This window comes from Mesorhizobium sp. DxT (genome assembly GCF_058448885.1).
The window spans coordinates 26,877-52,543 of the sequence record NZ_JBZFLJ010000008.1; the positions used below are offsets into that span (position 1 = coordinate 26,877).

The 25,667-nt window shown below is 65.7% G+C and carries 20 protein-coding genes; 12 read left to right on the forward strand and 8 right to left on the reverse strand.

Annotation, left to right across the window (positions count from 1 at the left end):
• Positions 1–47: 47 nt before the first annotated feature.
• The 3 genes from ACVJNE_RS15710 (at position 48) to ACVJNE_RS15720 (ending at position 6,370) form a co-directional block, all read left to right on the forward strand.
• Positions 48–2,501 carry a GcvT family protein gene (locus tag ACVJNE_RS15710; RefSeq protein WP_499567405.1) on the forward strand — a complete coding sequence of 818 codons (2,454 nt, stop codon included), beginning with the start codon at positions 48–50 and terminating at the stop codon, positions 2,499–2,501.
• A 19-nt stretch (positions 2,502–2,520) separates the two neighbouring features.
• Positions 2,521–3,705, forward strand: a complete 1,185-nt coding sequence (locus ACVJNE_RS15715) for a pyridoxal phosphate-dependent aminotransferase (RefSeq protein WP_499567047.1) — start codon at positions 2,521–2,523, stop codon at positions 3,703–3,705.
• A 214-nt stretch (positions 3,706–3,919) separates the two neighbouring features.
• A complete protein-coding gene (locus tag ACVJNE_RS15720) occupies positions 3,920–6,370 on the forward strand; it encodes a GcvT family protein (RefSeq protein ID WP_499567049.1) in 2,451 nt (816 codons plus the stop codon).
• 5 nt (positions 6,371–6,375) lie between these two features.
• Here ACVJNE_RS15720 and ACVJNE_RS15725 read toward each other — a convergent pair whose 3' ends face one another.
• Positions 6,376–6,681, reverse strand: a complete 306-nt coding sequence (locus ACVJNE_RS15725) for a hypothetical protein (RefSeq protein ID WP_499567051.1) — start codon at positions 6,679–6,681, stop codon at positions 6,376–6,378.
• A gap of 171 nt (positions 6,682–6,852) precedes the next feature.
• On the opposite strand from ACVJNE_RS15725, the gene ACVJNE_RS15730 reads away from it, so the two are divergent.
• Both ACVJNE_RS15730 and ACVJNE_RS15735 read left to right on the forward strand, forming a co-directional pair.
• Positions 6,853–8,019, forward strand: coding sequence for a diphosphate--fructose-6-phosphate 1-phosphotransferase (locus tag ACVJNE_RS15730; protein ID WP_499567053.1), 1,167 nt, complete (start codon positions 6,853–6,855; stop codon positions 8,017–8,019).
• A 41-nt stretch (positions 8,020–8,060) separates the two neighbouring features.
• The gene (locus ACVJNE_RS15735; RefSeq protein WP_444725371.1) at positions 8,061–8,189 is read left to right on the forward strand and encodes a hypothetical protein; all 129 of its coding nucleotides are present in this window, start codon (positions 8,061–8,063) and stop codon (positions 8,187–8,189) included.
• A gap of 38 nt (positions 8,190–8,227) precedes the next feature.
• Here the strand turns inward: ACVJNE_RS15735 and ACVJNE_RS15740 are convergent, their stop codons facing one another.
• The 3 genes from ACVJNE_RS15740 to ACVJNE_RS15750 all read right to left on the reverse strand — a co-directional run bounded on the left by ACVJNE_RS15740 (position 8,228) and on the right by ACVJNE_RS15750 (position 11,595).
• The gene (locus tag ACVJNE_RS15740) at positions 8,228–9,328 is read right to left on the reverse strand and encodes a M24 family metallopeptidase (RefSeq protein ID WP_499567055.1); all 1,101 of its coding nucleotides are present in this window, start codon (positions 9,326–9,328) and stop codon (positions 8,228–8,230) included.
• Positions 9,329–9,409: 81 nt separating this feature from the next.
• Positions 9,410–11,002 (reverse strand): ABC transporter substrate-binding protein, encoded by a 1,593-nt coding sequence (locus tag ACVJNE_RS15745; protein WP_499567057.1) that lies wholly within the window; start codon positions 11,000–11,002, stop codon positions 9,410–9,412.
• Positions 10,999–11,595 carry a helix-turn-helix domain-containing protein gene (locus ACVJNE_RS15750; protein ID WP_499567059.1) on the reverse strand — a complete coding sequence of 199 codons (597 nt, stop codon included), beginning with the start codon at positions 11,593–11,595 and terminating at the stop codon, positions 10,999–11,001. Before ACVJNE_RS15750 ends, ACVJNE_RS15745 begins: the two co-directional genes overlap by 4 nt.
• A gap of 294 nt (positions 11,596–11,889) precedes the next feature.
• Here ACVJNE_RS15750 and ACVJNE_RS15755 point away from each other — a divergent pair, with 294 nt between their 5' ends.
• The 5 genes from ACVJNE_RS15755 to ACVJNE_RS15775 are packed head-to-tail and all read left to right on the forward strand — an operon-like array spanning position 11,890 to position 15,896.
• The gene (locus ACVJNE_RS15755; RefSeq protein ID WP_499567407.1) at positions 11,890–12,912 is read left to right on the forward strand and encodes an ABC transporter permease; all 1,023 of its coding nucleotides are present in this window, start codon (positions 11,890–11,892) and stop codon (positions 12,910–12,912) included.
• A gap of 5 nt (positions 12,913–12,917) precedes the next feature.
• Positions 12,918–13,823, forward strand: a complete 906-nt coding sequence (locus ACVJNE_RS15760; protein ID WP_499567061.1) for an ABC transporter permease — start codon at positions 12,918–12,920, stop codon at positions 13,821–13,823.
• Positions 13,820–14,656 (forward strand): ABC transporter ATP-binding protein, encoded by an 837-nt coding sequence (locus ACVJNE_RS15765; RefSeq protein ID WP_499567063.1) that lies wholly within the window; start codon positions 13,820–13,822, stop codon positions 14,654–14,656. Before ACVJNE_RS15760 ends, ACVJNE_RS15765 begins: the two co-directional genes overlap by 4 nt.
• Positions 14,653–15,396, forward strand: a complete 744-nt coding sequence (locus ACVJNE_RS15770) for an ABC transporter ATP-binding protein (RefSeq protein WP_499567065.1) — start codon at positions 14,653–14,655, stop codon at positions 15,394–15,396. Before ACVJNE_RS15765 ends, ACVJNE_RS15770 begins: the two co-directional genes overlap by 4 nt.
• Positions 15,397–15,404: 8 nt before the next feature.
• Positions 15,405–15,896, forward strand: coding sequence for a GAF domain-containing protein (locus ACVJNE_RS15775; protein WP_499567067.1), 492 nt, complete (start codon positions 15,405–15,407; stop codon positions 15,894–15,896).
• 228 nt (positions 15,897–16,124) lie between these two features.
• Here the strand turns inward: ACVJNE_RS15775 and ACVJNE_RS15780 are convergent, their stop codons facing one another.
• Positions 16,125–16,310 (reverse strand): DUF3008 family protein, encoded by a 186-nt coding sequence (locus ACVJNE_RS15780; protein WP_421929866.1) that lies wholly within the window; start codon positions 16,308–16,310, stop codon positions 16,125–16,127.
• Positions 16,311–16,601: 291 nt separating this feature from the next.
• Here ACVJNE_RS15780 and ACVJNE_RS15785 point away from each other — a divergent pair, with 291 nt between their 5' ends.
• Positions 16,602–18,467 carry an autotransporter assembly complex protein TamA gene (locus tag ACVJNE_RS15785; RefSeq protein ID WP_499567409.1) on the forward strand — a complete coding sequence of 622 codons (1,866 nt, stop codon included), beginning with the start codon at positions 16,602–16,604 and terminating at the stop codon, positions 18,465–18,467.
• The gene (locus ACVJNE_RS15790; RefSeq protein WP_499567069.1) at positions 18,467–23,071 is read left to right on the forward strand and encodes a translocation/assembly module TamB domain-containing protein; all 4,605 of its coding nucleotides are present in this window, start codon (positions 18,467–18,469) and stop codon (positions 23,069–23,071) included. Before ACVJNE_RS15785 ends, ACVJNE_RS15790 begins: the two co-directional genes overlap by 1 nt.
• Here ACVJNE_RS15790 and ACVJNE_RS15795 read toward each other — a convergent pair.
• From ACVJNE_RS15795 to ACVJNE_RS15805, 3 genes are all read right to left on the reverse strand, one after another.
• Positions 23,065–23,430, reverse strand: coding sequence for a cytochrome c oxidase subunit II (locus ACVJNE_RS15795; RefSeq protein ID WP_368802804.1), 366 nt, complete (start codon positions 23,428–23,430; stop codon positions 23,065–23,067). The genes ACVJNE_RS15790 and ACVJNE_RS15795 overlap by 7 nt on opposite strands.
• A 63-nt stretch (positions 23,431–23,493) precedes the next feature.
• On the reverse strand, positions 23,494–24,399 hold the full coding sequence (locus ACVJNE_RS15800) for a carbohydrate kinase family protein (RefSeq protein ID WP_499567071.1): 906 nt from the start codon (positions 24,397–24,399) through the stop codon (positions 23,494–23,496).
• Between the two features lie 10 nt (positions 24,400–24,409).
• Positions 24,410–25,654, reverse strand: a complete 1,245-nt coding sequence (locus ACVJNE_RS15805; protein WP_499567073.1) for a Gfo/Idh/MocA family protein — start codon at positions 25,652–25,654, stop codon at positions 24,410–24,412.
• Between the last annotated feature and the right edge of the window lie 13 nt (positions 25,655–25,667).

Consider the following 25,667-nt stretch of genomic DNA (forward strand, 5'->3'; position numbering starts at 1 on the left):
CCTGCATCGTGAAAAGCTCGCTGAAAAGAACAAAAAGAGGGGAAATGATGGCCGAACTGCCGGGACAGGCGCGCGTGGTAATCATCGGCGGCGGCGCTGTCGGCGTCTCGTCGCTCTACCATCTGGCGAAGGCTGGGTGGACCGACTGCGTGCTTCTGGAGAAGAACGAGCTGACCTCCGGCTCGACATGGCACGCGGCCGGCAACGTGCCGACCTTCTCCTCGTCGTGGTCGCTGATGAACATGCAGCGCTATTCGGCCGAGCTCTATCGCGGGCTGGCGGAAGAAGTCGGCTACCCGATGAACTACCACGTGACCGGCTCGATCCGCCTTGCGCATGGGCGCGAACGGATGCGGGAGTTCCAGCGCGCGAAAGGCATGGGCCGCTACCAGGGCATGGAGCTCGACATCATCGGCCCGGACGAGATCCGGTCGCGCTACCCGTTCATCGAGACGCACGAGCTGGAAGGCGCGCTCTACGACCCGAATGACGGCGACATCGATCCCGCGCAGCTCACGCAAGCGCTGGCCAAAGGCGCGCGCGACATGGGCGCGACGATCGTGCGCTTCTGCCCGGTGACGGCGGTGCGGCGCGAGCGCGGCGAATGGGTGGTGACCACCGCAAAGGGCGAAATCCGCTGTGAGAAGGTGGTGAACGCCGCCGGCTACCGCGCGGCTGAGGTCGGCAGGTTGCTCGGCCGCGACGTGCCGATGATGGTGATGAGCCATCAGTACATCCTCTTCGACGAAATCCCGGAGCTGAAGGCATGGTTCGAGGGCGCCGGCCGCAAGCTGCCGCTCTTACGCGACGTCGACACGTCCTATTATCTGCGGCAGGAAAAATACGGCATGAATCTCGGCCCCTACGAGCGCAATTGCCGAGCGCACTGGGCGACACCGGACGACCCGATGCCGGAGGATTTCTCGTTCCAGCTCTATCCGGACGATCTGGAGCGGCTGGAATGGTACCTGAACGACGCCGTCTCGCGGGTGCCGATCCTCGGCACGGCCGGGCTTTCCAAGGTCATCAACGGACCGATCCCCTATGCGCCGGACGGCAACCCGCTGATCGGCCCTATGCCCGGTGTGCCGGACGCGTTCGAGGCTTGCGTTTTCACCTTCGGCATCGCGCAGGCGGGCGGCGCGGGCAAGGTGCTGGCCGAATGGGTGACGGAAGGTGCTACCGAATGGGACATGTGGTCGTGCGACCCGCGCCGCTTTACGTCCTTTGCTGCCGACCGCGACTACGCGGTGGCGAAGGGCATGGAGGTCTACGGCCACGAATATGCGATCCACTTCCCGCGCCACTCCTGGCCGGCGGGACGCGGGCGGAAGCTGTCGCCCATCCACGACCGGATCGCCGCACTCGGCGCGCAATTCGGCGCCTACAATGGCTGGGAGCGCGCCAACTGGTATGCGCATGAGGGCGACGACATCTCGGAGGAGGCAACGCAGACATTCGACCGCGACGGGCCGTGGTTTTCCCGCATCCGCGAGGAATGCCACGCTGTGCGCGACGCGGCAGGCATCCTCGACCTGCCGGGGTTCTCTCGGTTCAGGGTGCAGGGCGACGGCGCGCGCGACTGGCTCTCCTCGCTGATTACCGGCGCGGTGCCGAAGCCCGGGCGGATCGGGCTTGCTTATTTCGCGGACGACAAGGGTCGCATCCAGACCGAGATGTCGGTGATGGCGCTGGCCGACGATTTCTTCTTTCTCATCACAGCCGCGGTGGCAGAGAAGCACGATTTCGAATGGTTGCAGAATCACTTGCCGGCTGATGCTGAGATTTCGCTGCAGAACGTCACGGACGCGTTTTCCTGTCAGATTCTGACCGGGCCAAACGCGCGCGCGATCCTGCAGGAGGTGACGCAAGCTGATCTGACGCAACCGTGGCTGACGCACCAGTCTGCGCAGATCGGCGAGCGCTGGTGCCAGCTCGTGCGCGTGTCGTTCGCGGGTGAACTCGGCTGGGAAATCCACACCAAGGTAGAGGACACTGCCGCGATCTTCGATGCTGTCTGGCAGGCCGGACAGAAGCATGGGCTGAAGCCATTCGGCATGTTCGCGCTCGATTCGCTGCGGCTGGAAAAGGGCTACCGTGCCTGGAAGGCGGAGCTTTCGACGGACTACACGGTGCTTCAGGGTGGGCTGGAACGGTTCGTGCGCTGGGACAAGCCGGATTTCATCGGCAAGACTGCACTTCTCAATGAGAAGCAGGCCGGCGTGACCAAGCGCTTCGCGGTGCTGACCCTCGACGCGCCGGGACCGTGCGATGCGCCCTACATGTCGACGCTGTGGCACGACGGCAGGATCGTCGGCGAGACGCTGTCAGGAGGCTACGGGCACAGGGTGGACAAGTCGATCGCGCTCGGCATGCTGCGCAGCGAGCTTGCTGTGCCCGGACAGGCTATCGAAATCGAGATATTCGGCGAGCGCTTCGCTGCCACCGTGCACGGCGATGGACCGCTCTGGGACCCGCAGAACCTGCGCCTGAAAAACTGAAACATAGACTGGACTCCCCATGCCCAAGCCTTCATCCCGCGTTTCTGGCATCACACCTTCCGGCAAGGATGGCTGGGAGGTGCATTTCGAGGCGATGACGCGCCATCAGGCGGGCGAGCCGATCATCATGCTGTCGGTGGGCGACCATGATTTCCACACGCCAGCCGAAACTGTTGAGGCCTGCGTGCGCGCGGTGCGGGCCGGCCATCACCACTACACGCAGCTTCCGGGTATCCCGCGCCTGCGGGCGGCGATGGCGAAGGCGACGAGTGCGTGTACGGGAGTGGAGACATCGCCCGCGCAGATCCTGTCGACGCCGGGCGGGCAGGCCGCGCTTTTTGCATCGGCACTTGCGTCCTGTGACGCAGGCGATCACGCCATCATCGTGGCACCCTTCTATGCCACCTACCCGCCGACCTTCCGCGCCGCGCAGGTGGACATTTCGATCGTGGATGCGCACGCTGAGGACGGCTTCCAGCCGCAGGCAGCAGCCATCGAGGCGGCGATAACGCCGCGGACGCGGGCGATCCTGATCAACACACCGAACAACCCGACCGGCGCGGTCTATACGCACGAGACGCTGGAAGGCATCGCCGATGTCTGCCGGCGCCACGATTTGTGGCTGATCTCCGACGAGGTCTACTGGACCATCGCCGGCGCGCGGAGGCACGTTTCACCCCGTTCGCTGCCGGGCATGGAAGAACGCACGCTGGTGGTCAATTCGATGTCGAAGAGCCATGGGATGACGGGATGGCGCATCGGCTGGCTGACCGGGCCGGAAGACTTCGTCAGCATGCTCATCAGCCTCAACCTCGTCTCCACCTACGGGCTGCCGGACTTCATTTCGCGAGCGGCCGTCGACGCGCTGGAGAACGGCCACGGCGTCGCCGACATCGCCGAGCGCTATGCCAAGCGCCGGACCGTATTCCTCGACGCGATCAGGGGCATGAACGGCGTGACGATGCGCGGCTCGGAAGGGGGCATGTATGTGATGCTCGACGTCTCGGCGCTGGAGCCCGACTGCGAGGCCTTCGCCTGGGCGCTTCTGGAGGCCGAAAAGGTCGCGGTGATGCCGGGTGGCAGCTTCGGCGACGCCGCGAAAGGCCATATCCGCATCAGCCTGTGCCAGCCGGACGCGGTGCTGCGGGAGGCGGCATCGCGGCTGAAACGGTTCATTGGCGGTTACAAGCGGGACGCGGCGTGATGGCTTTGACGACCGACTCCGGAGACATACCCCCACCCCTTACCCCTCCCCACAGGGGGGAGGGAGGACATCCACGCAGCGCCCACCCTTCCGCCAGGTGTCTAGCTGTAAGGAACAGCGCGACGCTGGCGTACCCCTCCCCCTTGAGGGGAGGGATAAAGGGTGGGGGTGACCGGGCGAAATCGTTCAAAGTTGTAAAGACGGGGACGCTTGCATGACCGCCCTGCCCGCCTCCGCGCGTGTCGTGATCATCGGCGGCGGGGTGGCCGGGTGCTCGGTCGCCTATCACCTGGCCAAGCTCGGCTGGATCGACATTGTGCTGCTGGAACGCAAGCAGTTGACCAGCGGCACGACATGGCATGCGGCGGGGCTGATCGGGCAGTTGCGAGCAAGCGCCAACATGACGCGGCTGGCGAAATACACGGCCGACCTCTACGTGAAGCTGGAAGACGAAACCGGCATCGCCACCGGCATGCGCCAGTGCGGCTCCATCTCGGTGGCGCTGACGGCGGAACGCCGGGAAGAACTGCTGCGCTCCGCCACGATGGGCCGTGCCAACGGCGTCGAGGTCGAGGACATCTCCGTCGCCGAGGTGAAGGAGCGCTATCCGCATCTCGAAACCGCCGATGTCGCCGGCGCAGTTTACATTCCCCGCGACGGCCAGGGCGACCCCACCAACATCACCCAGGCGCTGGCGCGCGGGGCGCGCAGTGGCGGGGTGCGGGTCGTCGAGAATGTCAAGGTGACCGCGATCCGCAGCGACAAGGGCCGCGTGACCGGCGTGGACGTGGATGCCGGCGGCGAGCTGGCGCACATCGCCTGCGAGCACGTCGTCAACTGCGCCGGCATGTGGGCGCATGGGGTGGGTGCGATGGCGGGCGTGGCGGTGCCGCTGCATGCCTGCGAGCACTTCTACATCGTCACAGAGCCAATCGCGGGGCTGGGGCAGCTTCCGGTGCTGCGCGTGCCCGACGAATGCGCCTATTACAAGGAGGATGCGGGCAAGATACTGCTCGGAGCCTTTGAGCCGGTGGCGAAGCCATGGCCGCCGCTTGGCCAGCCGATCCCGGAGGACTTCTGCTTCGACCAGTTGCCGGAGGATTTCGACCATTTCGAGCCGATCCTCGACAAGGCGGTGCGGCGCATGCCGCTGCTGGCCGACGTCGGCATCCATACCTTCTTCAACGGGCCGGAGAGTTTTACGCCCGACGACCGCTACTATCTCGGCGAGGCACCGAACCTGCGCAATTTCTGGGTAGCCTGCGGTTTCAACTCGATCGGCATCCAATCTTCGGGTGGCGCCGGCATGGCTCTGGCGCAATGGATGGAGGGCGGCGAGCCGCCCTTCGACCTGTGGGACGTGGACATCAGACGTGTGCAGCCGTTCCAGGCCAACAGGACCTATCTTTACGACCGGTCAAGGGAGACGCTCGGCCTGCTCTATGCCGACCACTTCCCCTATCGCCAGATGACTTCGGCGCGTGGGGTGCGGCGCTCGCCGATCCACGAGCACCTTAAGGCGCGTGGCGCGGTGTTCGGCGAAACTGCCGGCTGGGAACGCGCAAACTGGTTTGCGCGGCCGGACCAGGAGCGCGAATACCGCTATTCATGGGGGCGGCAGAACTGGTTCGAAAACCAGCGCGATGAACATCTAGCCGTGCGCGAAGGCGTCGGCCTGTTCGACATGACCTCGTTCGGCAAGATCAAGCTTGAGGGGCGCGACGCCTGCGCCTTCCTGCAAATGCTCTGCGCCAACGATGTCGACGTGGAGACCGGGCGCATCGTCTATACGCAGATGCTCAACCGGCGCGGCGGCATCGAGAGCGACCTGACGGCGTCGCGGCTTTCCGAAACCGCGTTCCTGCTGGTGGTGCCGGGGGCGACGCTGCAACGCGACCTCGCCTGGATCCGGAGGCATGTCGGCGAGGCGTTCGTGACCGTCACGGACATGACCGCCAGCGAGGCCGTACTGTGCGTGATGGGGCCGCGCTCGCGCGAACTGATACAGAAGGTGAGCCCGGCCGATTTCTCGAATCAAAAGAATCCCTTCGGCACGTTTGCTGAGATCGAGATCGGCTACGGCATCGCCCGCGCGCATCGGGTCAGCTATGTGGGCGAGCTTGGCTGGGAACTCTATGTCTCGTCGGATCAGGCGGCGCATGTGTTTGAGGCGATCGCGGAAGCCGGCGACGGGATGGCCTTGAAACTCTGCGGCCTGCATGCGCTCGATTCCTGCCGGATCGAAAAGGCGTTCCGCCATTTCGGCCACGACATTACCGACGAAGACCATGTGCTGGAGGCCGGCCTCGGTTTCGCGGTGAAGGCGGACAAGGGAGACTTCGTGGGCCGAGACGCGGTGCTGGCCAAAAGAGAAGCCGGCCTGTCACGCCGGCTGGTGCAATTCCGCTTGCGCGATGCCGAGCCACTGCTGTTCCACAACGAGGCGATCCTGCGCGACGGGGAGATCGTCGGGACGATAACGTCAGGCAATTACGGCCATCATCTCGGCGGCGCGGTGGGGCTGGGATACGTGCCCTGCCCCGGCGAAAGCGAAGCGCAAGTACTCGCTTCACGCTACGAAGTCGAGATCGGAGGCGTGCGGGTTGCAGCGGATGCGTCGCTGCGGCCGCTCTACGATCCGAAGGCCGAGCGGGTCAGAGCCTAAATCGGTCAGTTTCCACGGTCCCAGATCGGGTCGCGGCTGTCGAGCTCGCACAGATAGACGGGGCAATCGCCGGTGTCGCTGGTCGGGATGGAGACCGTCCGCACGGTTTCCTCCATCATGCAGAACCGGCGGTCGGCGACATAGCGATCGTAGGTGTAGCGCCCGGTGGTCAGCACAGCCGAACCGCGCTGGTCGATCAGTCCGTGAACCTGGCCGCAGGTCATGGTGCGCGCATCGGGCCGACCCTGCGCAAGCGCCGGGACGGCTAAGGCGGCCAGAGCCGCGACCGTAACAACGAAACGAGGTGTCATCCAACGTTCCTTTCCATTGCAAGAACGCCCTTCAACGACGGAATTAGCAGAATCGTTGCACGTTGGCACTGCGGATTGGTGCCAGCGCGCGCAAACGTGATGCCGACCCGGCGGCGTTGCATGGATTGCTAAATCGATTTAATGATGGCTCGACATCAAGGGAGGAGCGCCGTGAGCGAAACGATCGTCATCGCGCAAGGCGGAGGGCCAACCGCCGTCATCAACCAGACGCTCGCAGGCGCGGTGCTCGAAGCGCGGCGGCGACATCCCGGCTGCCGCGTGCTCGGCGCGCGCCACGGTGTGCGCGGCATCAGGGACGGCGACTATGTCGATCTCGGGGGACGGTCCGAGGACGAGCTGCGGCGAATCGCTGCGACGCCGAGCGCAGCGCTGGGCAGCACCCGCGACAAGCCGGATGCAGCCTATTGCGAGACGATCCTTGCCGGCCTGCGCAAGGTAAGCGCCGACGCCTTCATCTATATCGGCGGCAACGATACGGCGGGCACCCAGCAGATCCTGACCGACGCTTCGGGCGGGTCCATCACCTTCGTGCACGCACCGAAGACCATCGACAACGACCTGGAGGAAAACGACCACACGCCCGGCTTCATCTCGGCGGCCGAATTCGTGGCATCGGCCTTCCTGAGCGTCGACCTCGATTTCCGCGCCCTGCCCGGCATCTATGCCGGCATCGTCATGGGGCGGCATGCGGGCTTCCTGACAGCCGCGTCGGCCGCGTGGCGGCTTGACGAGGATTCGGGCCCGCATCTGGTCTACGTGCCCGAACGGGCGTTCGAGCGCGCGCGCTTCGTCGACGACGTCAAAGCGACGATGGCGCGTCACGGGCGCTGCATCATCGCGCTTTCGGAAGGCATTTCATCAGCGTCGGGGCGCTCGCTGGTTGAGGACCTGATCCCGGCGGAGATGCTGGAGCGCGACGCGCATGGCAATGTGCGCCTCTCCGGCACCGATCTCGGACAGGCCATCGAGCGCATTCTGGCCGAAGACCTGAAAGGCGTGCGGGCGCGGGTCGATACGTTCGGCTACCTGCCGCGCGGCAATATCGGGATGATCAGCCCGGTCGACGCGCAGGAAGCGTTCGACGCGGGCGTGTTCGCCTTCGACGCCGCCACGCGCGGCGGTGGTTCTGTGGCGCTGCAGGAGGAGGACGGCAAGACGGTCATTCGGCTGGTGCCGCTTTCGGCGGTGGCCGGCAAGACGCGGCACATGCCGGATGATTTCCTGGAACCGGACGAGAACCGGTTGTCAGCGAAGGGCCACGCCTATCTCGACCGCCTGCTGCCGAGACGCTTCGATCCGGGAATGCCTTTCGTGTGAGGCGAGGAACGTTACCGTCGGCAGGGTGAGACCGTTCAGGCATGGATCCTCGGGTCAAGCCCGAGGATGACGAGGTGGATATGGTGCCTGCCAAGCGCCAACGCATGCGATTGACGGTGACGCCGAATACGGTCGTCATCCTCGGGCTTGACCCGAGGATCCATGCCTGAACCGCTCGACTTCGCGGCGATTCAAGCAGGCCCAGTCCTCAAACCCTCGCCAAGAACGCATGGCGCGGGAGGCCTGACAGAATCTCCGGGCCGTCGGCGCGCAGGAAGACGATGTCTTCCAGACGGATGCCGAAGCGTCCGGGCAGGTAGATGCCGGGCTCGATGGAGAAGACCATGCCTTCCTCCAGCACCGTCTCCGAGGTGGCGGTGATGTAAGGCGGCTCGTGGACGTCGATGCCGAGGCCGTGGCCGGTTCGGTGGACGAAGTACTCGCCGTAACCGGCAGCCGTGATGACGTCGCGCGCGGCCTTGTCGACATCCTTTGCCTGCGCGCCGGGTTTGGCCGCAGCCAGGGCCGCCTGCACCGCCTGCTCAACAACCTCATGGACCTCGGCGTAGCCTTCGGGCGCCTCGCCGACGATCGCCATACGGGTCATGTCGCTCGGGTAGCCGCCGCGCCGGCCGCCGATGTCGAGCACCACGGCGTCGCCGACTTTCAGGACGCGATCGCTGGTGGCATGGTGCGGATGGGCTCCGTTCTCGCTGGCGCCGACGATCCAGAACAGCGGTGCGCCGCCATTGTCGGAGAAGTGGCCGCGTACGACGTCAGCTACCTGCATCTCGGTCATGCCCGGCTTGATGGCGGCCCATGCAGCCTGCATCGCCTCGTCGTTGAGGAGGGCGCAGGCCTTAAGCCTGCGGTATTCCTCCTCGTCCTTCATGGAGCGCAGCAGGCCGAGCGTATCGCCGGTGAAGGCGCGGGCGAGACCCGGAAGCGCGTCGGCCAGCAGGAAGGCGAAGTCGGCACGCATCGTCTCGTCGAGCACGATGCGGCCATGCTTGTTGGGGAAAATCGCGGCAAGAGCCTCGGCGAGCGCCGCGTCGGGGCCATCGGCGTCGGCCCATTCGAACATCGGCAGACCAGATTGCTGCTTCGCCGCCTCAGCGTTGAGCGCCGGCATCAGGAAGCCCGCCTTTTCCGGCCCCACCAGCAGCAGGCAGGGGCGCTCGTCGGGATGGGGATAGAACCCGACCAGCCACTGCATTTGCGTGCCCGGCCCGACGGCGACGAGCCCGGTTCCGGTCTGCTTCATTTTCTCGCGCAGGCGCGCAATGCGCTCGGTGACACTATCCGTCACGGCATTTTCCTCAATTGATCAGAAGTCGGGAAGAATGAAAGCGGGCCGTCGTCGGCCCCCGACGGCCCGCCTACTGTCCGGTCAGTTCTTGTCGACCAGACGGTAGAACACGAAATCGGAAATCGCGCCGTTGACGAAGCCCTCGACCTGCGGCGCCATGCCGACCTGCTTGACGGCCTGGAACATCACCACGAACGGCGCCTTCTCCTGCACCTGCTTCTGGAGGTCGATATACATCTGGTTTCGCTTTTCCTGATCGGGTTCTGCGAGCGCGGCCATCGTTTCCTTGTTCATCTCCTCCGGCACAGCCCAAGCGTTGCGCCATGTGGTTGTGGAGACGTATTTGTCGTCCGAGTTATCAGCGTTGTACGCGAACGCCTTGGCGTTGGAGTGCGGGTCCATGAAGTCCGGCGCCCAGTAGAGCAGCATCGCTTCATGCGTGCGGGCGCGGTACTTGGTGATGACCTGCGCGCCGGTGCCGGGCACGATGTCGAAATTGATGTCGGCCTGGGCGAAGGTCGACTGCAACGACTGGGCGATGTCGGTGAAGGGCGTCGAGTTGATGACGTCCAGCGTGACCGTGATCGGCAGTTCGACGCCGGCGTCCGCGAGAATCTGCTTCGCCTTCTCGACATCGTAGGTGAAGGGCGTGTCGTTCAGAGCGCCGGGGAAACCCGACGGCCAGAATGCCTGATGCACCTGCATCTGGCCCTTGAGGAAGGTGGAGGCCATGCCCTCGTAGTCGACAAGATAACGGGCCGCTTCCCACACCGCTTCGTTGGTCAGCGCCTCGACCTTCTGGTTGAAGGAGAACCAGTGCACGGCTGCCTGCGGGTAGGTCTCGATCTCCACATTGTCCTTGCCCTCGAGCGAGGCGATCTGGTCTGGCGTCAGGTTCTTGGCCATGTCGACATCGCCGGATTCCAGCAGGAGCTGCTGGGTCGCGGCCTCGGCAACGTGACGGATGATGACGGAACCGACCTTGGGTGCGCCCTTGAAATAGTCGGGGTTCGCGTCGAGCGTCGCCAGTTCCGCCGGGCGATAGACACGCAGCTTGAACGGGCCGGTGCCAGCCGAATTTGTGTTGAGCCAGGCGTTGCCGAAATCGCCGTCGACCTCGTTTTCCATCACCGTCGCTTCGTCAACGATTGACGCCGGCCGCGAGGCCAGCACGTTGAGCACGAAGTTGGGCGAGAAGTCGCCTTCATACTTGATGGTGACGGTATTGTCGCCAAGCGTGACCATCTCCTCGATGTTTTCGGCGGTCCAGCCGAGCTGGGTCAGGATGAAGGCAGGCGCCTTCTCCAGCACCACCACGCGCCTGAAGGAGAACAGCACGTCTTCGGGCCGCAGCGGGTTGCCGGAATGGAAGGTCACGCCGTCGCGCAGCGTGAACGTGATGGTCTTGCCTTCCGGGTCGACAGTCCACTCGGAGGCGAGACCGCCGGCAAGCGTCTCCAGATCCTCGGGCTCGTACTGCACGAGCCGGTCGTACATGTTGGTGACGAGCTCGCCCGACGAGAACTCGTAGGCTTGGGCCGGATCGATGGCGACGATGTCGTCGATGTTCTGCGCGACGACCAGCACGTCGGCCGGAGTGGCGGCGAACGTGGCACCGAAGGGCGCTGCGGTCGACAGCATTGCTGCGAGCACGGCCTGCTTGAGGATTTTCATGGTTTTGTTCTCCCTGCTGAAGTGGCGTGATTGAGTTCGGTGACGACCGCCGGGTTTCTGTCCGTGTCGGCCGCGTGGTGGCGGTCTGTCTCCTGCCTTGGACGCAGGAGCGCCATGGTGCCGGTCCACAGAATGCGTGCCGGCCGGTCGCTCTCATTGGCCCAGCTATGGTCGCTCGAGCCCCTGAAATGGAGACTGTCGCCGGCGCCGAGGCGGATCGTCTCGCCGTCCACCGTCTGCGCGATCTCGCCGTCGAGGACGTAGAGCAGCTCGTCGCCCTCGTGATGGACCATCTCGGAATGGTGGCCCGGCGGCACGATCATGACGAAGGACGAAAGCCCCCTGCCCGGAAACTCGGCGTGGAGGCGTTCGTACATCACCGATGAGCCCGGCAGCGAGAAGGTCTGGCGCGAGCCGGCGCGGGTGACGCCGTTGCCGATCGACGGCGTGGCGACAAAGTAGTCGATATCGACGCCAAGGCCGCGTGCGATCCCCGCAAGCGCGCCCAGAGACGGTGTCGCCTGGTCACGCTCGACCTGACTGAGGAAGCCGACGGAGAGCCCGGCCGCCTCGCCAAGTGCCTGCAACGTCATGTGCAACTGGCGCCGACGCGCCCGGATCAACGCGCCCACACGCGGCTGCGCCGATTGCTGGGCCGGGCTTTGGTGCTGCGGGATATTCACAGGCCGGCGCACTCCATCAAAATTTTTTTGATACAAGCAAAATTATTTGTATTATCCAAGTCTGAAATTTCGAGAGCGCGCGTTTTTCCTGTTGGGTAGTATCGACAGATCGTGCGACGCCAGCGGAGCAATCTCAGCTTGTCGATCGAACCAGCAGTCGAGCCGGGTATCGGCCGTGCCCAGACGAGCGCGGCTGGCGGCCGAATGCGCGCAGGCAGGCGTTTCGCGATGTCCGCGGGGGCGTTCGCGATCACCATCGCGCTTACCTTCCTTGGGCTGCTGGCGATCACTTTCTTCATCGGCCGCATCATCCCGATCGACCCCGTGCTCGCCGTCGTCGGCGACCGAGCGCCGCAGGAAGTCTATGAGCGGGTGCGGGTGGAGATGGGGCTCGACCGGCCGCTTATCATCCAGTTCGCATCCTATGTCGGAGACGTGCTGACCGGCAATCTTGGCACATCCGTCACCACCGGCCGGCCTGTTGCCTCGGACCTCGCGCGCGTCTTCCCCGCCACGCTGGAAATGGCGACGCTCGGCATCATCATCGGCGTGGTTCTTGGCGTGCCGATGGGCGTCGTGGCGGCGGCACGGCGCGGCAGCCTCACCGACCAGGCGATCCGCGTCGTCGGCCTGCTCGGCTATTCCGTGCCCGCGTTCTGGCTCGGCCTCATCGGGCTGCTGCTCTTCTACGCCCGCCTTCAGTGGGTGAGCGGGCCGGGCCGGCTCGACATCTTCTATGACGGGCTGGTGCCGACGGTGACCGGCCTGATGCTGGTGGACAGCATAATCGCAGGCGACTGGACGGTGTTCCGGAATGCCGTCAGCCACCTCGTGCTGCCGGCCTCGATCCTCGGCTTCTTCAGCCTCGCCTACATCGCGCGCATGACCCGCTCCTTCATGCTCGACCAGTTGAGCCAGGAATATGTCATCACCGCCCGCGTGAAAGGCGTACCGGAGCGGCAGGTGATATGGCGCCACGCGTTCAGGCCGATCCGCGTGCCGCTGATCACGGTCATAGGTCTCTCCTATGCCGGGCTTCTGGAAGGCTCGGTGATGATCGAAACCGTGTTCTCTTGGCCGGGCATCGGCAACTACCTGACATCGGCGCTGCTCAATGCGGACATGAATGCCGTTCTCGGCGCGACGCTGGTGATAGGCGCGGTGTTCATCGCCATCAATAAGGTCTCCGACGTGCTCTATCGCGTGCTGGATCCGAGAGCGAGGTGAGGACGATGGCGACGACCCGCGAATGGCTTCTGACGGAATCGCCCGCCTCGCGCATGCAGGCGCGGCTCGGGCGCTCCTATCGCGTCTTCATGGCGCTGATGCGCAACCCGCTTGCGGTGATCGGCGCGCTGATCATCCTGACGCTGGTGGTGCTGGCCGTCTTCGCGCCGTTCTTCGCGACGCACTCGCCCTATGCCGGCACGCTGACCGACCGGCTGCAGCCTCCGGGGCCTGAATTCTGGCTCGGCAGCGACGAGCTCGGGCGGGACATCTGGTCGCGCATCGTCTACGGCTCGCGCATCACGCTGGTGATCGTGCTGTTGGTGGCGGCGATCGCAGCGCCGCTCGGCCTGATCGTCGGGGCCATTTCAGGCTATTTCGGCGGGTGGACTGACCGCATCCTGATGGGCATCACCGACGTATTCCTGTCGATGCCGAAGCTGATACTGGCGCTCGCTTTCGTCGCGGCACTCGGGCCGGGCATCGAGAACGCCGTCATCGCCATCGCGATCACGTCGTGGCCGGCCTATGCGCGTATTGCACGCGCCGAGACGCTGACCTTCCGCAACTCCGAATTCATCGCCGCGATCCGCCTGCAGGGCGCATCCGCCGCGCGGGTGATCCTGCGCCATATCCTGCCGCTGTGCTCGTCGTCGGTCATCATCCGGGTAACGCTCGACATGGCCGGCATCATCCTGACGGCGGCGGGCCTCGGCTTCCTCGGGCTCGGCGCGCAGCCGCCGCTGCCGGAATGGGGTGCGATGATTTCGCGTGGCCGCGCTTTCATCCTCGACCAGTGGTGGGTTGCCACCATGCCGGGCTTCGCGATCGTGATCGTCTCTCTCGGCTTCTGCTTCCTCGGCGACGGCTTGCGCGACGTGCTCGACCCCAAGAGCGGAGGCAAGCAATGAGCGAACCGCTGCTGGACGTGCAGAACCTGCGGGTGCGCTTTCCCACCGCAACCGGCCCGGTGGAGGTGGTGCGCGGCGTTTCCTTCTCGCTCGGCCGCGAGCGGCTGGGGATCGTCGGCGAAAGCGGCTCCGGCAAGTCGATGGCGGGGCGCTCGATCCTGCGCCTCATCCGCGCGCCGGGGGTGGTGACCGCTGACAGGCTGCGCTTCGACGGCAAGGACCTGCTGTCGATCTCCGAGCGCGAGATGCGCAAGGTGCGCGGCGCGCGCATCTCGATGGTGATGCAGGACCCGAAATTCTCGCTCAACCCGGTGCTGACCGTCGGCGAGCAGATCGGCGAGGCTCTGGCCGTGCACGAGAAGCTGCCGCGCAAGCAGATACGCCAGCGGGTGCTCGACATGCTGGAGGCGGTGCAGATCCGCGATCCCGAACGGGTGTTCGACCTCTACCCGCATGAGGTCTCGGGCGGCATGGGCCAGCGCGTGATGATCGCCATGATGCTGATCCCTGCCCCATCGATCCTGATAGCAGACGAGCCGACCTCGGCGCTCGACGTTTCGGTGCAGGGCGAGGTGCTGAAGATCATCGACGAGCTGATCACCCAAAACGGCATGGGGCTGATCTTCATCAGCCACGACCTGCATCTGGTTTCCGCCTTCTGCGACCGCATCCTCGTCATGTATCGCGGCGAGGTGGTGGAGGAATGCCGGGCGAGCGAACTCGACAAGGCCACGCACCCCTACACGCGCGGCCTGCTGGCATCCGTGCCGCGGCTGGATGAAACGCGCGAGGAGCTTCCCGTGCTCGCCCGAAGCCAGTGGGAGACGGCATGAACGCGATCTCACTGCGCAACCTCGACATCTCCTACGGCGAAACCCTTGTCGTGGAAGGCCTCTCGCTCGACATCGCCGAGGGCGAATGCTTCGGGCTGGTGGGTGAGAGCGGGTCCGGCAAATCGACCGTGCTGCGCGCCATTACCGGGCTCGCGCCGGACTGGGAAGGCGAAATCTCGCTGTTCGGCAAGGCGCGCGGAAAGCGCATCGACCGGACATTCGCGGCACTTTGCCAGATGGTGTTTCAGGATCCGTACGGATCGCTGCATCCACGCCAGACAGTCGACGCGACGCTGTCGGAGCCGCTGACCATCCACGGCATCGGCGGGGCCGACAAGCGGGTGCCGGAGATGATGGAGGCCTGCGGGCTCGACCCGAAATTCCGGTTCCGGCTGCCGCACCAGCTTTCCGGTGGGCAGCGGCAGCGCGTGGCGATTGCCCGCGCGCTGATGCTCAAGCCGAAAATCCTGCTGCTGGACGAGCCGACCTCGGCGCTCGACGTCTCGGTCCAGGCCGAAATCCTCAATCTGCTCAAGCGCCTGCGCCGCGAACAGGGCCTGACCTACATCCTCGTCACCCACGACCTGCCTGTCGTCTCCTTCCTGTGCGACCGGCTGGCCGTCATGCGGCAGGGCCGCATCGTGGAGGTGGCGACGGTCGACGCACTCAAGACCAACACCATGACCGACCCCTATTCGCGCGAACTCGTAGAAAAGAGCACGACGCGCCTATCCGCCTGAGGACACCCATGACATCGCAGGACATCGAAGCCGCGCTCGGCGCATTTCACCGCGCCATCGCAGAGGAAACCGGGCCGCAGAAGCCCTGGCAGGCATTGCAGGCGCTGGCCCAGCAGATTGTCGGCGCGAAATTGTTCACGGTGACGACGGTCGACCTCGACGCCGAAGTCGCACGGCGGCTCTATACCAACATGCCGGAGGCCTATCCGGTGTCCGGGACCAAGCCGATCACCGTCGATCCCTGGTTCGAACAGGTGGTCATCGGCAAGCAACTGTTCGTCGCCAACACGCTGGAGGCGATCGCGGGCCACTTCCCCGACTGGGAGCTGATCGGCTCGCTCGGCTGCCGCTCCTGCGTCAACATGCCGGTCTTCGTGCGCGGCAAGGTGCTGGGAACCGTCAACATGCTCGATGTCGAGAGTCACTTCACGCCCGGCCGCGTGGCGCTGGTCGATCATTTGCGGATACCGGCAATCGCCGCGTTCCTGGCGGCACGGTAATATCGGCCCTTCAAATCCCCTGGTGCGTCCTTCGAGGCTCGCTACGGCTCGCACCTCAGGATGAGGGATGTTGTGCATCGAGCCGATAATGCAGCGGGTTCGACAAACTGCCATCTTCATCTTGAAGTGCGAGCAGATCGAACCCCGACGTCATGGGCTCACAAACCACCTCCTCATCCTGAGGCGCGAGCGCAGCGAGCCTCGAAGGACGCAGGGCAGGACTGGCGATCAGTCGGATTTCTTTTCCGGCAGGCCCTTGCGCTTGGTTTCCGCGAATTCCTCGAGCTGGTCTTCGGTCATCGATTCATACATTTCGCGGGAGGCGCCCTGCAGCTCGGATTTCTTGATCTCGCCGCGCTTGGCGGCAAGCGCCGCGCCGGCTGCCTTCTGCTGTGCCTTGGATGTTGCGGGCATGGTCTTGCTCCTGTTCCGCAGCCCCGCCGAAACAAGAAAACGTGAAGAACAACAGGATGTTCCGTAACATTCCGTGACCGGGGGGCGTTGGACAAGGGGGTGCCGCATCGGTAGATTGCCCCGGGTGCGGTCCGTTGAAAGCGGATTCTTAAGGTTATGACATCGATAATCGCGCCGGTGGCAGCCAGAAGCCAGCGCGATTGTTGTGATGTGTAAGGTGTACGCTTGATCGGGCGCAGGTCGTCTCCAGGATTGGCTTTCCGTGTCGTTGCGGGTGTCGTGTGCGTGGCCATGGCCGCGCCGCTGCCCGCACATGCGTTCGAGATTTTCGGGCTCAAGCTCTTCGGCCGCGATGAACCGGCCGAGGAAGACCTGGTGATCGGCGAGCCGCAGAACTACGATGTCGAGTTCGCCGTCGGCGAGGACGAGGACGGGCTGGAGCGAAAGCTGCGCGGCGCCTCGACGCTATGGGCCGACCGCGAGGAACCGGCCTCGGGTGCTGCCGGCCTGCTGGCAAAGGCCCGTGGCGACTATCGCCGGCTGCTTGCGACGCTTTATTCCGAAGGACGCTACGGCGGCACGATCTCGATCCGCATAGACGGACGTGAGGCCGCCGAGCTTGCGCCCGATGCCACGCTGGCCGAGCCGGCCACCGTGCTGGTGACCGTCGATCCAGGCCCCCTCTTCACTTTCCGCGAGGCCGAGATCGTCAACCAGGCGCCGCCGGCAACCAACCGCCGCGACGAGGTCGACGACCCGCGTGACGAAGGTTTCGCCGCTGGTGAGGTCGCAAAGTCGGGCGCCGTGCTGCGCGCCGAGCGGCTTGCGGTGGAAGCCTGGCGCCAGCAGGGTCATGCCAAGGCCGAGATAGCCGACCGGCGCGTCGAGGCGGCACACGATGCCGATGTCATCGATGCACGCATTACCGTCGATCCGGGCCAGAAGGCCTATTACGGACCGGTGACCGTGGAGGGCGCGGAGCGGATCGACCCGGAATGGCTCGCCTGGATGACCGGGTTACGGCAGGGGCAGGAATACGACCCCGACGACATCAAGCGGGCCGGCACCCGCATCGCCCGCCTCGACGTCTTCCGCGCCGCACGCTTCCAGGAAGCGGAGATGCTGGACGCCAACGGCATGCTGCCGATCACCTATATCGTGCAGGAACGGCTGCCGCGCCGCTTCGGTGTCGGCGGCACCTATTCGACCATCGACGGGCTGGGGCTCGAGACCTTCTGGCTGCACCGCAACCTCTTCGGGCGCGCCGAGCGGCTGCGTGTCGAAGCCAAGGTCGCTGGCATCGGCGAAACCTTCAAACCGGACGAATTCACCTATCGCGTGGGCGCGACCTTCGTAAAGCCCGGCGTTTATACGCCGGATACCGATTTCACGGCATCGCTCTTCGGCGACCGCGAGGTGCTTGACGCCTATACCCGCACCGCCGTCACCGCGACCGGCGGCTTCACGCACCTCTTCAGCGAGGAGCTGTCGGCCAAGCTGTTCCTGATGGGTGGGCGGGCGCGTTTCGACGACGACGAATTCGGCAGGCGCGATTTCACCACCATCGGCGTGTCGGGCAGCCTCAGCTATGACAGCCGCGACAACGCCGCAGACGCAACCGAGGGCCTGTTCCTCGAGGCGACCGCTTATCCGTTCTACGAGTTCGAATACGGCAACCCGGCCTTCAAAGCCACCGCCGAGGCCCGCGCCTATTACGGGTTCGGCGCGGAGAACCGCTTCGTGCTGGCTGGTCGGCTCAAGCTGGGGATGCTGACGGGGCCCTCGATCGCCCAATTGCCGCCGGACATGCTGTTTTTTGCCGGCGGCGGCGGCTCGGTACGCGGCTACGGCTACCGCAATATCGGTGTGCCGACGGCCGCCGGCAATGTGATCGGCGGCCGCTCGCTGGCGGAAGCATCGGTCGAGGCGCGCGTTCGCGTCACCGATTCCATCGGCGTCGTCGGGTTCGTCGATGCCGGCTATGTCGGCGAGGACACGATCCCGAGCTTCAACGAGGATGTGCGGGTGGGCGCTGGTGTGGGCCTGCGCTACATCACCGGGCTCGGGCCGATCCGGCTCGACGTGGCCGTTCCGCTCGACCGCCGGGAGGGCGATCCCAGCGTCGGCGTCTATGTCGGCATAGGACAGGCATTCTGATGCGCATTCTCGCCGCCCTTCTGATGTTCCTAATGACGGCCCCTGCCCTTGCGCAGCAGGAAACGCCGGAAGAGGAACGCGGGCTCCTGATGTCCTTCATCGAGGACCGGCTGTCCGCGCCGAACCGTCAGATCCGGATACAGGGCATCCAGGGCGCTCTGTCCTCCAATGCGCAGATAGGCCAGATCACCGTCGCCGACAATGAAGGTGTGTGGCTGCGCATCGTCAACGCCTCCATCGTATGGAGCCGGACGACGCTGTTGTTGCGGCAGCGCCTGCAGATCGACACGCTGAGCGCCGAACGGATCGAGGTGGTTCGCAAGCCGATCCCGGACGAAAGCCTGCCGGCGCCGGAATCGAGCTCGTTCCAGATCCCCGAACTACCCATCGCGATCAATCTGGATGCGCTGGAAGTGCCTTCGATCAGCTTCGGACAGGACGTGTTCGGCCTTGAATCCGAGCTTTCGGTCGCGGGCCGCATCCGGCTGGAAGACGGTTCGCTCGATACCGCTCTCGACATCACGCGACTGGACGGCCCCGGCGGGCAGTTCGGCCTGACGGCAACCTATGCGAACGAAACCGAGGAGCTGGACCTCGATCTGAAGCTTTCCGAACCGGCAGACGGCATTGTCGCCAACGCGCTGAATATCGAGGGCCGGCCACCGGTCGCTCTCGAGGTTACCGGCGCGGGGCCATTGTCGAGCCTCGACGTGACGCTGGCGCTCGACGCCGACGGCGAGCGCGTGCTGAGCGGCATCACGCAGATCCGCCGACAGGACGAAGGCCTGGCCTATGGCGCGGAGCTTTCCGGGCCGATCGCAAGGCTGATCCCGGTACAGTTCCGCGACTTCTTCGGCGCGGAAACGACGCTCGAGGCGCGCGGCGTCGTCAAGGATGCAGGCGGCATGCGGCTCGATACGCTCGATCTGCGCAGCGCGGCACTGTCGCTGCAGGCTACAGCCGAAACGCAGGCCGACGGGTTTCTGCGCCGTCTGAACCTCGATGCGACGATCGACAACGGCAGCGACGAGCGCGTGGTGCTCCCGCTGCCGGGCGGCGAGACGACCGTCGGACGCGCCACGGTGGACCTCTCCTTCGGCGAAGCCGGCAGCGAAGAATGGTCGGGCCAAATCGCGGTCGACGCGCTGGCGACGCCCGAGTTCACCGCCGAGCGCGCAGTCTTCGATCTCGGCGGGCTCGCCCGCAACCTCGACCGGCCGGACGCGCGCAGCATCACCTTTGGCGTCGACGGGGCCCTGTCGGGCATCATCGCAGCCCGCGCGGATGTGAGCGAGGCGCTGGGCGACGAGATCACACTCGATGTCGACGGCTCATGGAACGCCGGCGCGCCAGTGGACCTCGCCAACGCGGTGCTTTCCGGCAACGGCCTATCGGTCTCGCTGGAAGGCACGATCGCCGAACTGGCCTTCAACGGCGACATGGCGGTTCAGGCGCAAAGCATAGCGCCCTTCTCCGGCCTCGCAGGCCGCGACCTGCAAGGCTCTCTCGACCTGCGCGCCAATGGCGAGGTGCGGCCCGTCAGCGGCGCGTTCGACCTCACGATCGACAGTGCGGCGAACGAACTGCGCATCGGGATCGAGGCCGCGGACAATCTGCTGGGCGGGGAAACAACGATAACCGGCCGGGTCGCGCGCGGCGAGAACGGGCTGTCCGCCGAGAACCTGCGCGTCGGCAACGAGCGTATCGAATTGACCGCAGACGGCACCATCGCCACGGGCGCGGCCGATTTCGACTACGCGCTGACCCTTTCCGACCTCGCGCTCGTATCGCAGCAGGCGCAGGGCCGGCTCGAAGCGCGCGGACGGCTTTCCGGCAGCGAAGGGCCAATCGCCATCAACACGCTAGCGCGGGTGGCCGACGGCAGCCTCGCGGGCAAGCGCCTGACGCAGGCACAGATCGCCTTCGACGGCACGCTGGACGGCGGCGCGGTTGCTGGCACGGTCGGCGGCGACGCTTTCCTCGACGGCGTGCGCGTCCAGCTCTCGGCTGGCGTTGCTTCAGCGGCCAGCGAGCGCCGCCTAAGCGACCTCGAATTCACCGCCGGCGGCGCACGGCTCACCGGATCGGTCACGCAGGGCCCGACCGGCCTGCTCGACGGCGATCTGGCTGTCGACGCCGCAGACATCTCGACGGCTGCCGCCCTGTTCCTCGTTGAAGCGGCAGGTGCCGTCGATGCGACTGTGGCGCTTTCCGCAACCGAGGAAGGCAAACAGAACGCAACGGCGGAGGCGACCGTGCGCGGCTTCCGCATGGGCGAAACGCAGCTCGGCCAGGCCGACATCGAAGCGCAGCTCGAAGACCTCTTCGGCGTGCCGGTCGTTGATGGCACCATCAGGGCGGAGGCGCTGGTTGCAGGCGGCGTCGAAGTCGCGACCCTTAACGCGAGCGCGCAGAGCAGCGGCGAGACCACCGCCTTCGAGGCCGACGCCACGCTGGATAACGGCACCGAGGCGCGGGCACGCGGCGCGCTTGCCCCTGAAGGCGATGGCTTCCGCATCGGTCTCGAGGAAGCGTCGCTCGGCCAGGGCGTCGTCACCGCCCGCCTGCTGGAACCGGCATCTCTGCTGATCGTCGGCGACAGCATCGAGATCGATTCGCTGGCCGTCGACGTCGCCGGTGGACGCATCTCGGCGGACGGCAACATCGCGCGGACCATCGACCTCGACGTTTCGATCGCGCGGCTGCCGCTGTCGATTGCCAATCTGGTACGTCCGGACCTCGGCCTCGGCGGCACGCTCAACGCCGATGCGACCGTTTCCGGCGAGCGCAACGCGCCGAACGCGCGATTCACGCTCAGTGGAGACGCGATTACCGCGGCTGCGTTGCAGCAGGCGGGACAAAGCTCACTAACCGTGCGGGCGAGCGGCGAGACGACCGGCCAGCGGCTGAATGTGGACGCCGCAATCAGCAGCCCGGAAGGCCTGCGCGCCGATGTGCGCGGAGGCGTGCCGCTCGATGACGGCCAGCTCGCGCTGGACATCGACCTCAATGCGTTTCCGCTGGCGGCGTTGAACCGCGTTGCGCCCGGCCAGAACCTCGGCGGAACCATAACCGGAACCGCGCGGGTTGCCGGGACGACGAGCGCGCCGCAGGCGAATTTCAACCTGCGCGGCAGCAGCCTCAGCGCCGCTCCCCTGCAGGCGGCAGGCATTGCTTCGCTTGACGCGACCGCAGCGGGCCGCTTCGCCGATCAGGCGGTGACCCTTTCGGCCGTTTCGGTAAGCGGACCGGCCGGCCTGTCGCTCGACGCGAGCGGCACGGTGCCCCTTTCCGGCAACGGCCTTTCCGTGAACCTCAACGGCGCTGCACCGCTGTCGCTGGCGAACCGCTTCCTGGCCGACCGCGGCACGCAGCTCGTCGGCGTCGTGCAGCTCAGCGGCTCTGTGTCAGGCAGCATTCAGCAGCCAGTCATCCGCGGCATGGCCTCGACCAACGGCGCGCAGGTGATCGATCCCGAAAGCAATGTCGGCCTGCGCGACATCAACGTGATGGCGTCGATCGACGGCGAGACCGTGACCATCCGCTCGGCAAACGCCGCGCTGTCGGCCGGCGGCAGCCTGAGCGCCAGCGGTACGATGTCGACCAACGCAGCGGCGGGCTTCCCGGCCGACATCCGCGTCGCGCTGAACCAGGCGCGCTATGCAGACGGCGACATGGTGGTCGCAACGGTGAACGGCAACCTTGCAGTTACCGGCGCGCTGACCCGGGATCCGGTACTTGCGGGCGAAATCAATGTCGAGCGCGCGGAGATCACCGTGCCGGACAATCTGGCCGGAGGTGCTGCTTCCATCGACGTCATCCACCGAAACCCACCGCCCGGCGTACAGCGGACACTGGAGCGCGCGCGGGCCAATGACGGCACGCCGACGCCCTCGGCGCGGCCGAGCGTGCTGCGGCTCAATGTCGGTGTGAACGCCCCTGCCCGCATCTTCGTGCGCGGCCGAGGGCTCGACGCGGAACTCGGCGGGCGCGTGCAGCTTACGGGGCCGGTGACCGACATCCAGCCGGTGGGGGGCTTCAACCTCATTCGCGGCCGGCTTTCGATCCTCGCCCAGCGTATCACCTTCGACGAAGGCACGGTAACGATGGTGGGGGACCTCGATCCGTTCCTCAACTTCGTCGCCCGTTCAGGTAGCGATGACATCACGGTGTTCATCACGGTGTCGGGACGCATTTCCGATCTCGACATATCGTTCTCCTCGCAGCCGGAGCTGCCGGAGGACGAGGTGCTGGCGCGGTTGATCTTCAACCGGGGCCTGAGCGAATTGTCGCCGCTGCAGATCGCGCAGCTTGCGGCAGCGGCGGCCGAACTGGCGGGCGGCTCGAACACCTCGCTGCTCGGCAGCCTGCGTAACGCGACGGGCCTCGACGATCTCGACGTCGTGACCGACAGCGAAGGCAATGCGGCCGTGCGGGCTGGCCGCTACATCAGCCACAACATCTATCTGGGCGTGGAAGCCGGCGCGCAGGGCTCGACGCGCGGGACGATCAATCTCGACATCACCGAGGAACTGAAGGCGCGCGGCTCGCTCGGAAGCGACGGCGACTCGTCCCTCGGCGTGTTCTTCGAGCGCGACTACTGACCGTTGCGGCGCTGCTTCGGCGCGCCGGTGGTTGTGGTGGACGTGGCTGAAACCGGATCGCTGGCGGGAAACGTGTCTTCCAGCCCCTCTTCCAGTTCTTCTTCGGCGTCTGCGCGAGCCCGTTCGGCGCGCAGGGAGCGCGTCGCAGGCGTTTCACGCGACTCGTCGGGCGTCGCCACTTTGTTGAGTGGCGCGGGAGCAGGCTTTTCCTTCTCTTCGTAGAGCTGGCGCGTGGCACTGCGCTGCGCGGCCACCTCGCCTGTCGAGCGTTTCCGGCGATTAAGCATCGCGTATGCCAAAAGTACGGCGATCAAAATGGGGCCGCCTATAACGATCAGCAGCCAGAGTATCTCAGTCATGATCAGTCTCCTCTGCGCAAACAACGCGCAGAGGTGGAAAACGCTCCACCCGTGGAGGGTGGATCAGAGGTCGTAACGTCGCGGGAAAGTGGAGATGGCGCTGGAGGCGGCGCGGACACCGCCCTCGCCGGCCTCGCGCAGGCTGCCGCCGCGCGCGAGCACGGAGAGGAAGCAGGCATTGAAGGTGTCGCCGGCTCCGACCGTGTCGATGACCTCGACCTTGGGCGCCTCGATGGCGATCGTCTCGTCGCGCTGGATAACAATCGCCCCGTCGGCGCCGCTCTTGACCACCAGCATCCGGTCCGAAGCCGCTTCCGGGCGCAGGGACATCATCGCGGCATCGAGCGTATCCGCCGCGGCGATGCCCTTCGCCTCTTCCGCATTGATGAGCGCGATGTCGGCCGCAGCCAGCCACACACGCATCAGTTCGCGGGTCTGTGCCGTCCAGCCGGCGGGCGGCCAGCCGGGATCGATGGTTACTTTCCAGCCCCTCGCCTGCAGCGCGGCGATCAAGGTGGAGGTTTCGCGCTCGATCTCGGGCATCAGGAAGCCACCGGAAATGATGGCGTAGGCGTTGCCTGCCGGCGCTTGCGGAGCGTGCGCAAGGAGTTCCCGGACACCGGCGACGGCCAGATGCCCGGTCGTGGTGAAGAAGGCGCGGTCGCCGCCCTTGTGCACGATGCCGACCGTCAGCGTGGTGGCGCCATCCAGCGCGATCCATGTCGAGTAGGCGTCGTCGAAGCAGCCGGCGAGCCAGTCGCCCATCATGTCGGTGCCGACCGAGGCGACCAGCCGGTGGGGGACGCGCAGGCCCGACAAAGCCAGAGCTGTGTTGCCGGCGGAGCCGCCCGCACGCATCTCGCTGCGTGGGAGGATCACCTCCGTGCCGACGGCAGGCCAGCCGTCGACCTCGCCCATGACGAGATCGACGTTGACGTTGCCAAGAACCAGAATGCGTTCGGCTTCCACGGTGCGACCGTCAGGCCCGGGGACGCGCGACGGGCGGCACGTAGTCTTCCAGCTCCGGCGCGGGGAAATTCACCGTCTGACCGGTCTCTGCCGAACGGTAGAGGCCGATCAGCATCTCGACGACGGCGAGGCCATCGTGGAAGGTCTCGAGGGGCGTCTCGCCCTTGCGGAAGCACTCCACCATGTGGCGGTTTTCGTCGGTGTAGCCGTAGACGCCGGCTTCGTCCTCAAGCACCGGCATCAGCCCCTGCTCGGCATTCTGCTTCTCGACGAGGTCCTCACCCTCCGACCCGGTGACGGCGCGCGACATGAAGACTTTCAGGCCGGTCGCCAGCGAGTTGAACTCCATCGCATATTCCGGGCCCAGCAGCTCGAGCTGGATGCGCAGACCCGCACCGACATAGGCCCAGGAGGTCGAGGCCTCTATCACCAGTTCGTTGCCCTCCTCGTCCTCCAGCGAAATCGTCGCGCGGGCGAAGTCCTCGGACGGGCGATTGCGGTAGTCGACTTCGGCCCCGTAACGCTCGCGAAGCTGGTCGGCATAATGCGGGCGCGTCCATTTGAGGTTGGCGACCATGCCGTTGACAGCCTTGACGGTGAGCGAATTGCGCGGCGCGCCGGGCGCCGTCAGCAGGTGTCGGCCGACCTCGACGCTGTGGCACATCATGTCCGACAGCACGCCACCGCCCTGCTTGTCGCCCTGCCAGAACCATGCCTCGTGCGGGCCGGAATGCTCCTCCGCCGCGCGCGCCAGATAGGGCCTGCCGGTGGTCGATGCACCGCGGCGCCAGATGATCTCCTTGCCGCGAATGACGGGCGTACAGAACACCTGGTTCTCGAGGTAACCGTGGTTGAGGCCGGCCTCCTCGGCGAGCCGAAGCATCTCGCGCGCCTCGCCGATGGTGCGCGCCAGCGGCTTTTCGCAGGCGACGGCGAAAATCTTCGAACGCCCAGCCGTCACCTCCTGATGAATGGTGCGCATGATGTCGAGCCGGGTGTGGTTGGGCGAGAGAATCCAGACCGCATCGACATCGCCGGCCTGCAGCAGGCCTTCCAGGCTCTCATGCGCGGTACAGTGGCCAAGGCCCAGCTCGTCGACCAGCTCGACAATCTTCTGCCGCTTGTCGCCGCTGCGGCTGTAGACGCCCGTCACCTCGACGTTGCGTACGCCCAGCATCGAACGCAGATGGAACTGGGCGATGAAGCCCGTGCCGACCAGACCGATACGCAGCGTGTTCTTCGGCTCGAAGCCCATGGGTTGTCTCCGT

Coding starts and splice junctions, on each gene's coding strand:
- ACVJNE_RS15795 (WP_368802804.1), bottom strand. CDS start 23,430: ATGACTGAGATACTCTGGCTGCTGATCGTTATAGGCGGCCCCATTTTG.
- ACVJNE_RS15805 (WP_499567073.1), bottom strand. CDS start 25,654: ATGGGCTTCGAGCCGAAGAACACGCTGCGTATCGGTCTGGTCGGCACG.
- ACVJNE_RS15785 (WP_499567409.1), top strand. CDS start 16,602: ATGGCCGCGCCGCTGCCCGCACATGCGTTCGAGATTTTCGGGCTCAAG.
- ACVJNE_RS15745 (WP_499567057.1), bottom strand. CDS start 11,002: ATGAAAATCCTCAAGCAGGCCGTGCTCGCAGCAATGCTGTCGACCGCA.
- ACVJNE_RS15750 (WP_499567059.1), bottom strand. CDS start 11,595: ATGACGTTGCAGGCACTTGGCGAGGCGGCCGGGCTCTCCGTCGGCTTC.
- ACVJNE_RS15790 (WP_499567069.1), top strand. CDS start 18,467: ATGCGCATTCTCGCCGCCCTTCTGATGTTCCTAATGACGGCCCCTGCC.
- ACVJNE_RS15770 (WP_499567065.1), top strand. CDS start 14,653: ATGAACGCGATCTCACTGCGCAACCTCGACATCTCCTACGGCGAAACC.
- ACVJNE_RS15765 (WP_499567063.1), top strand. CDS start 13,820: ATGAGCGAACCGCTGCTGGACGTGCAGAACCTGCGGGTGCGCTTTCCC.
- ACVJNE_RS15775 (WP_499567067.1), top strand. CDS start 15,405: ATGACATCGCAGGACATCGAAGCCGCGCTCGGCGCATTTCACCGCGCC.
- ACVJNE_RS15760 (WP_499567061.1), top strand. CDS start 12,918: ATGGCGACGACCCGCGAATGGCTTCTGACGGAATCGCCCGCCTCGCGC.
- ACVJNE_RS15720 (WP_499567049.1), top strand. CDS start 3,920: ATGACCGCCCTGCCCGCCTCCGCGCGTGTCGTGATCATCGGCGGCGGG.
- ACVJNE_RS15715 (WP_499567047.1), top strand. CDS start 2,521: ATGCCCAAGCCTTCATCCCGCGTTTCTGGCATCACACCTTCCGGCAAG.
- ACVJNE_RS15710 (WP_499567405.1), top strand. CDS start 48: ATGGCCGAACTGCCGGGACAGGCGCGCGTGGTAATCATCGGCGGCGGC.
- ACVJNE_RS15725 (WP_499567051.1), bottom strand. CDS start 6,681: ATGACACCTCGTTTCGTTGTTACGGTCGCGGCTCTGGCCGCCTTAGCC.
- ACVJNE_RS15755 (WP_499567407.1), top strand. CDS start 11,890: ATGCGCGCAGGCAGGCGTTTCGCGATGTCCGCGGGGGCGTTCGCGATC.
- ACVJNE_RS15735 (WP_444725371.1), top strand. CDS start 8,061: ATGGATCCTCGGGTCAAGCCCGAGGATGACGAGGTGGATATGGTGCCT.
- ACVJNE_RS15780 (WP_421929866.1), bottom strand. CDS start 16,310: ATGCCCGCAACATCCAAGGCACAGCAGAAGGCAGCCGGCGCGGCGCTT.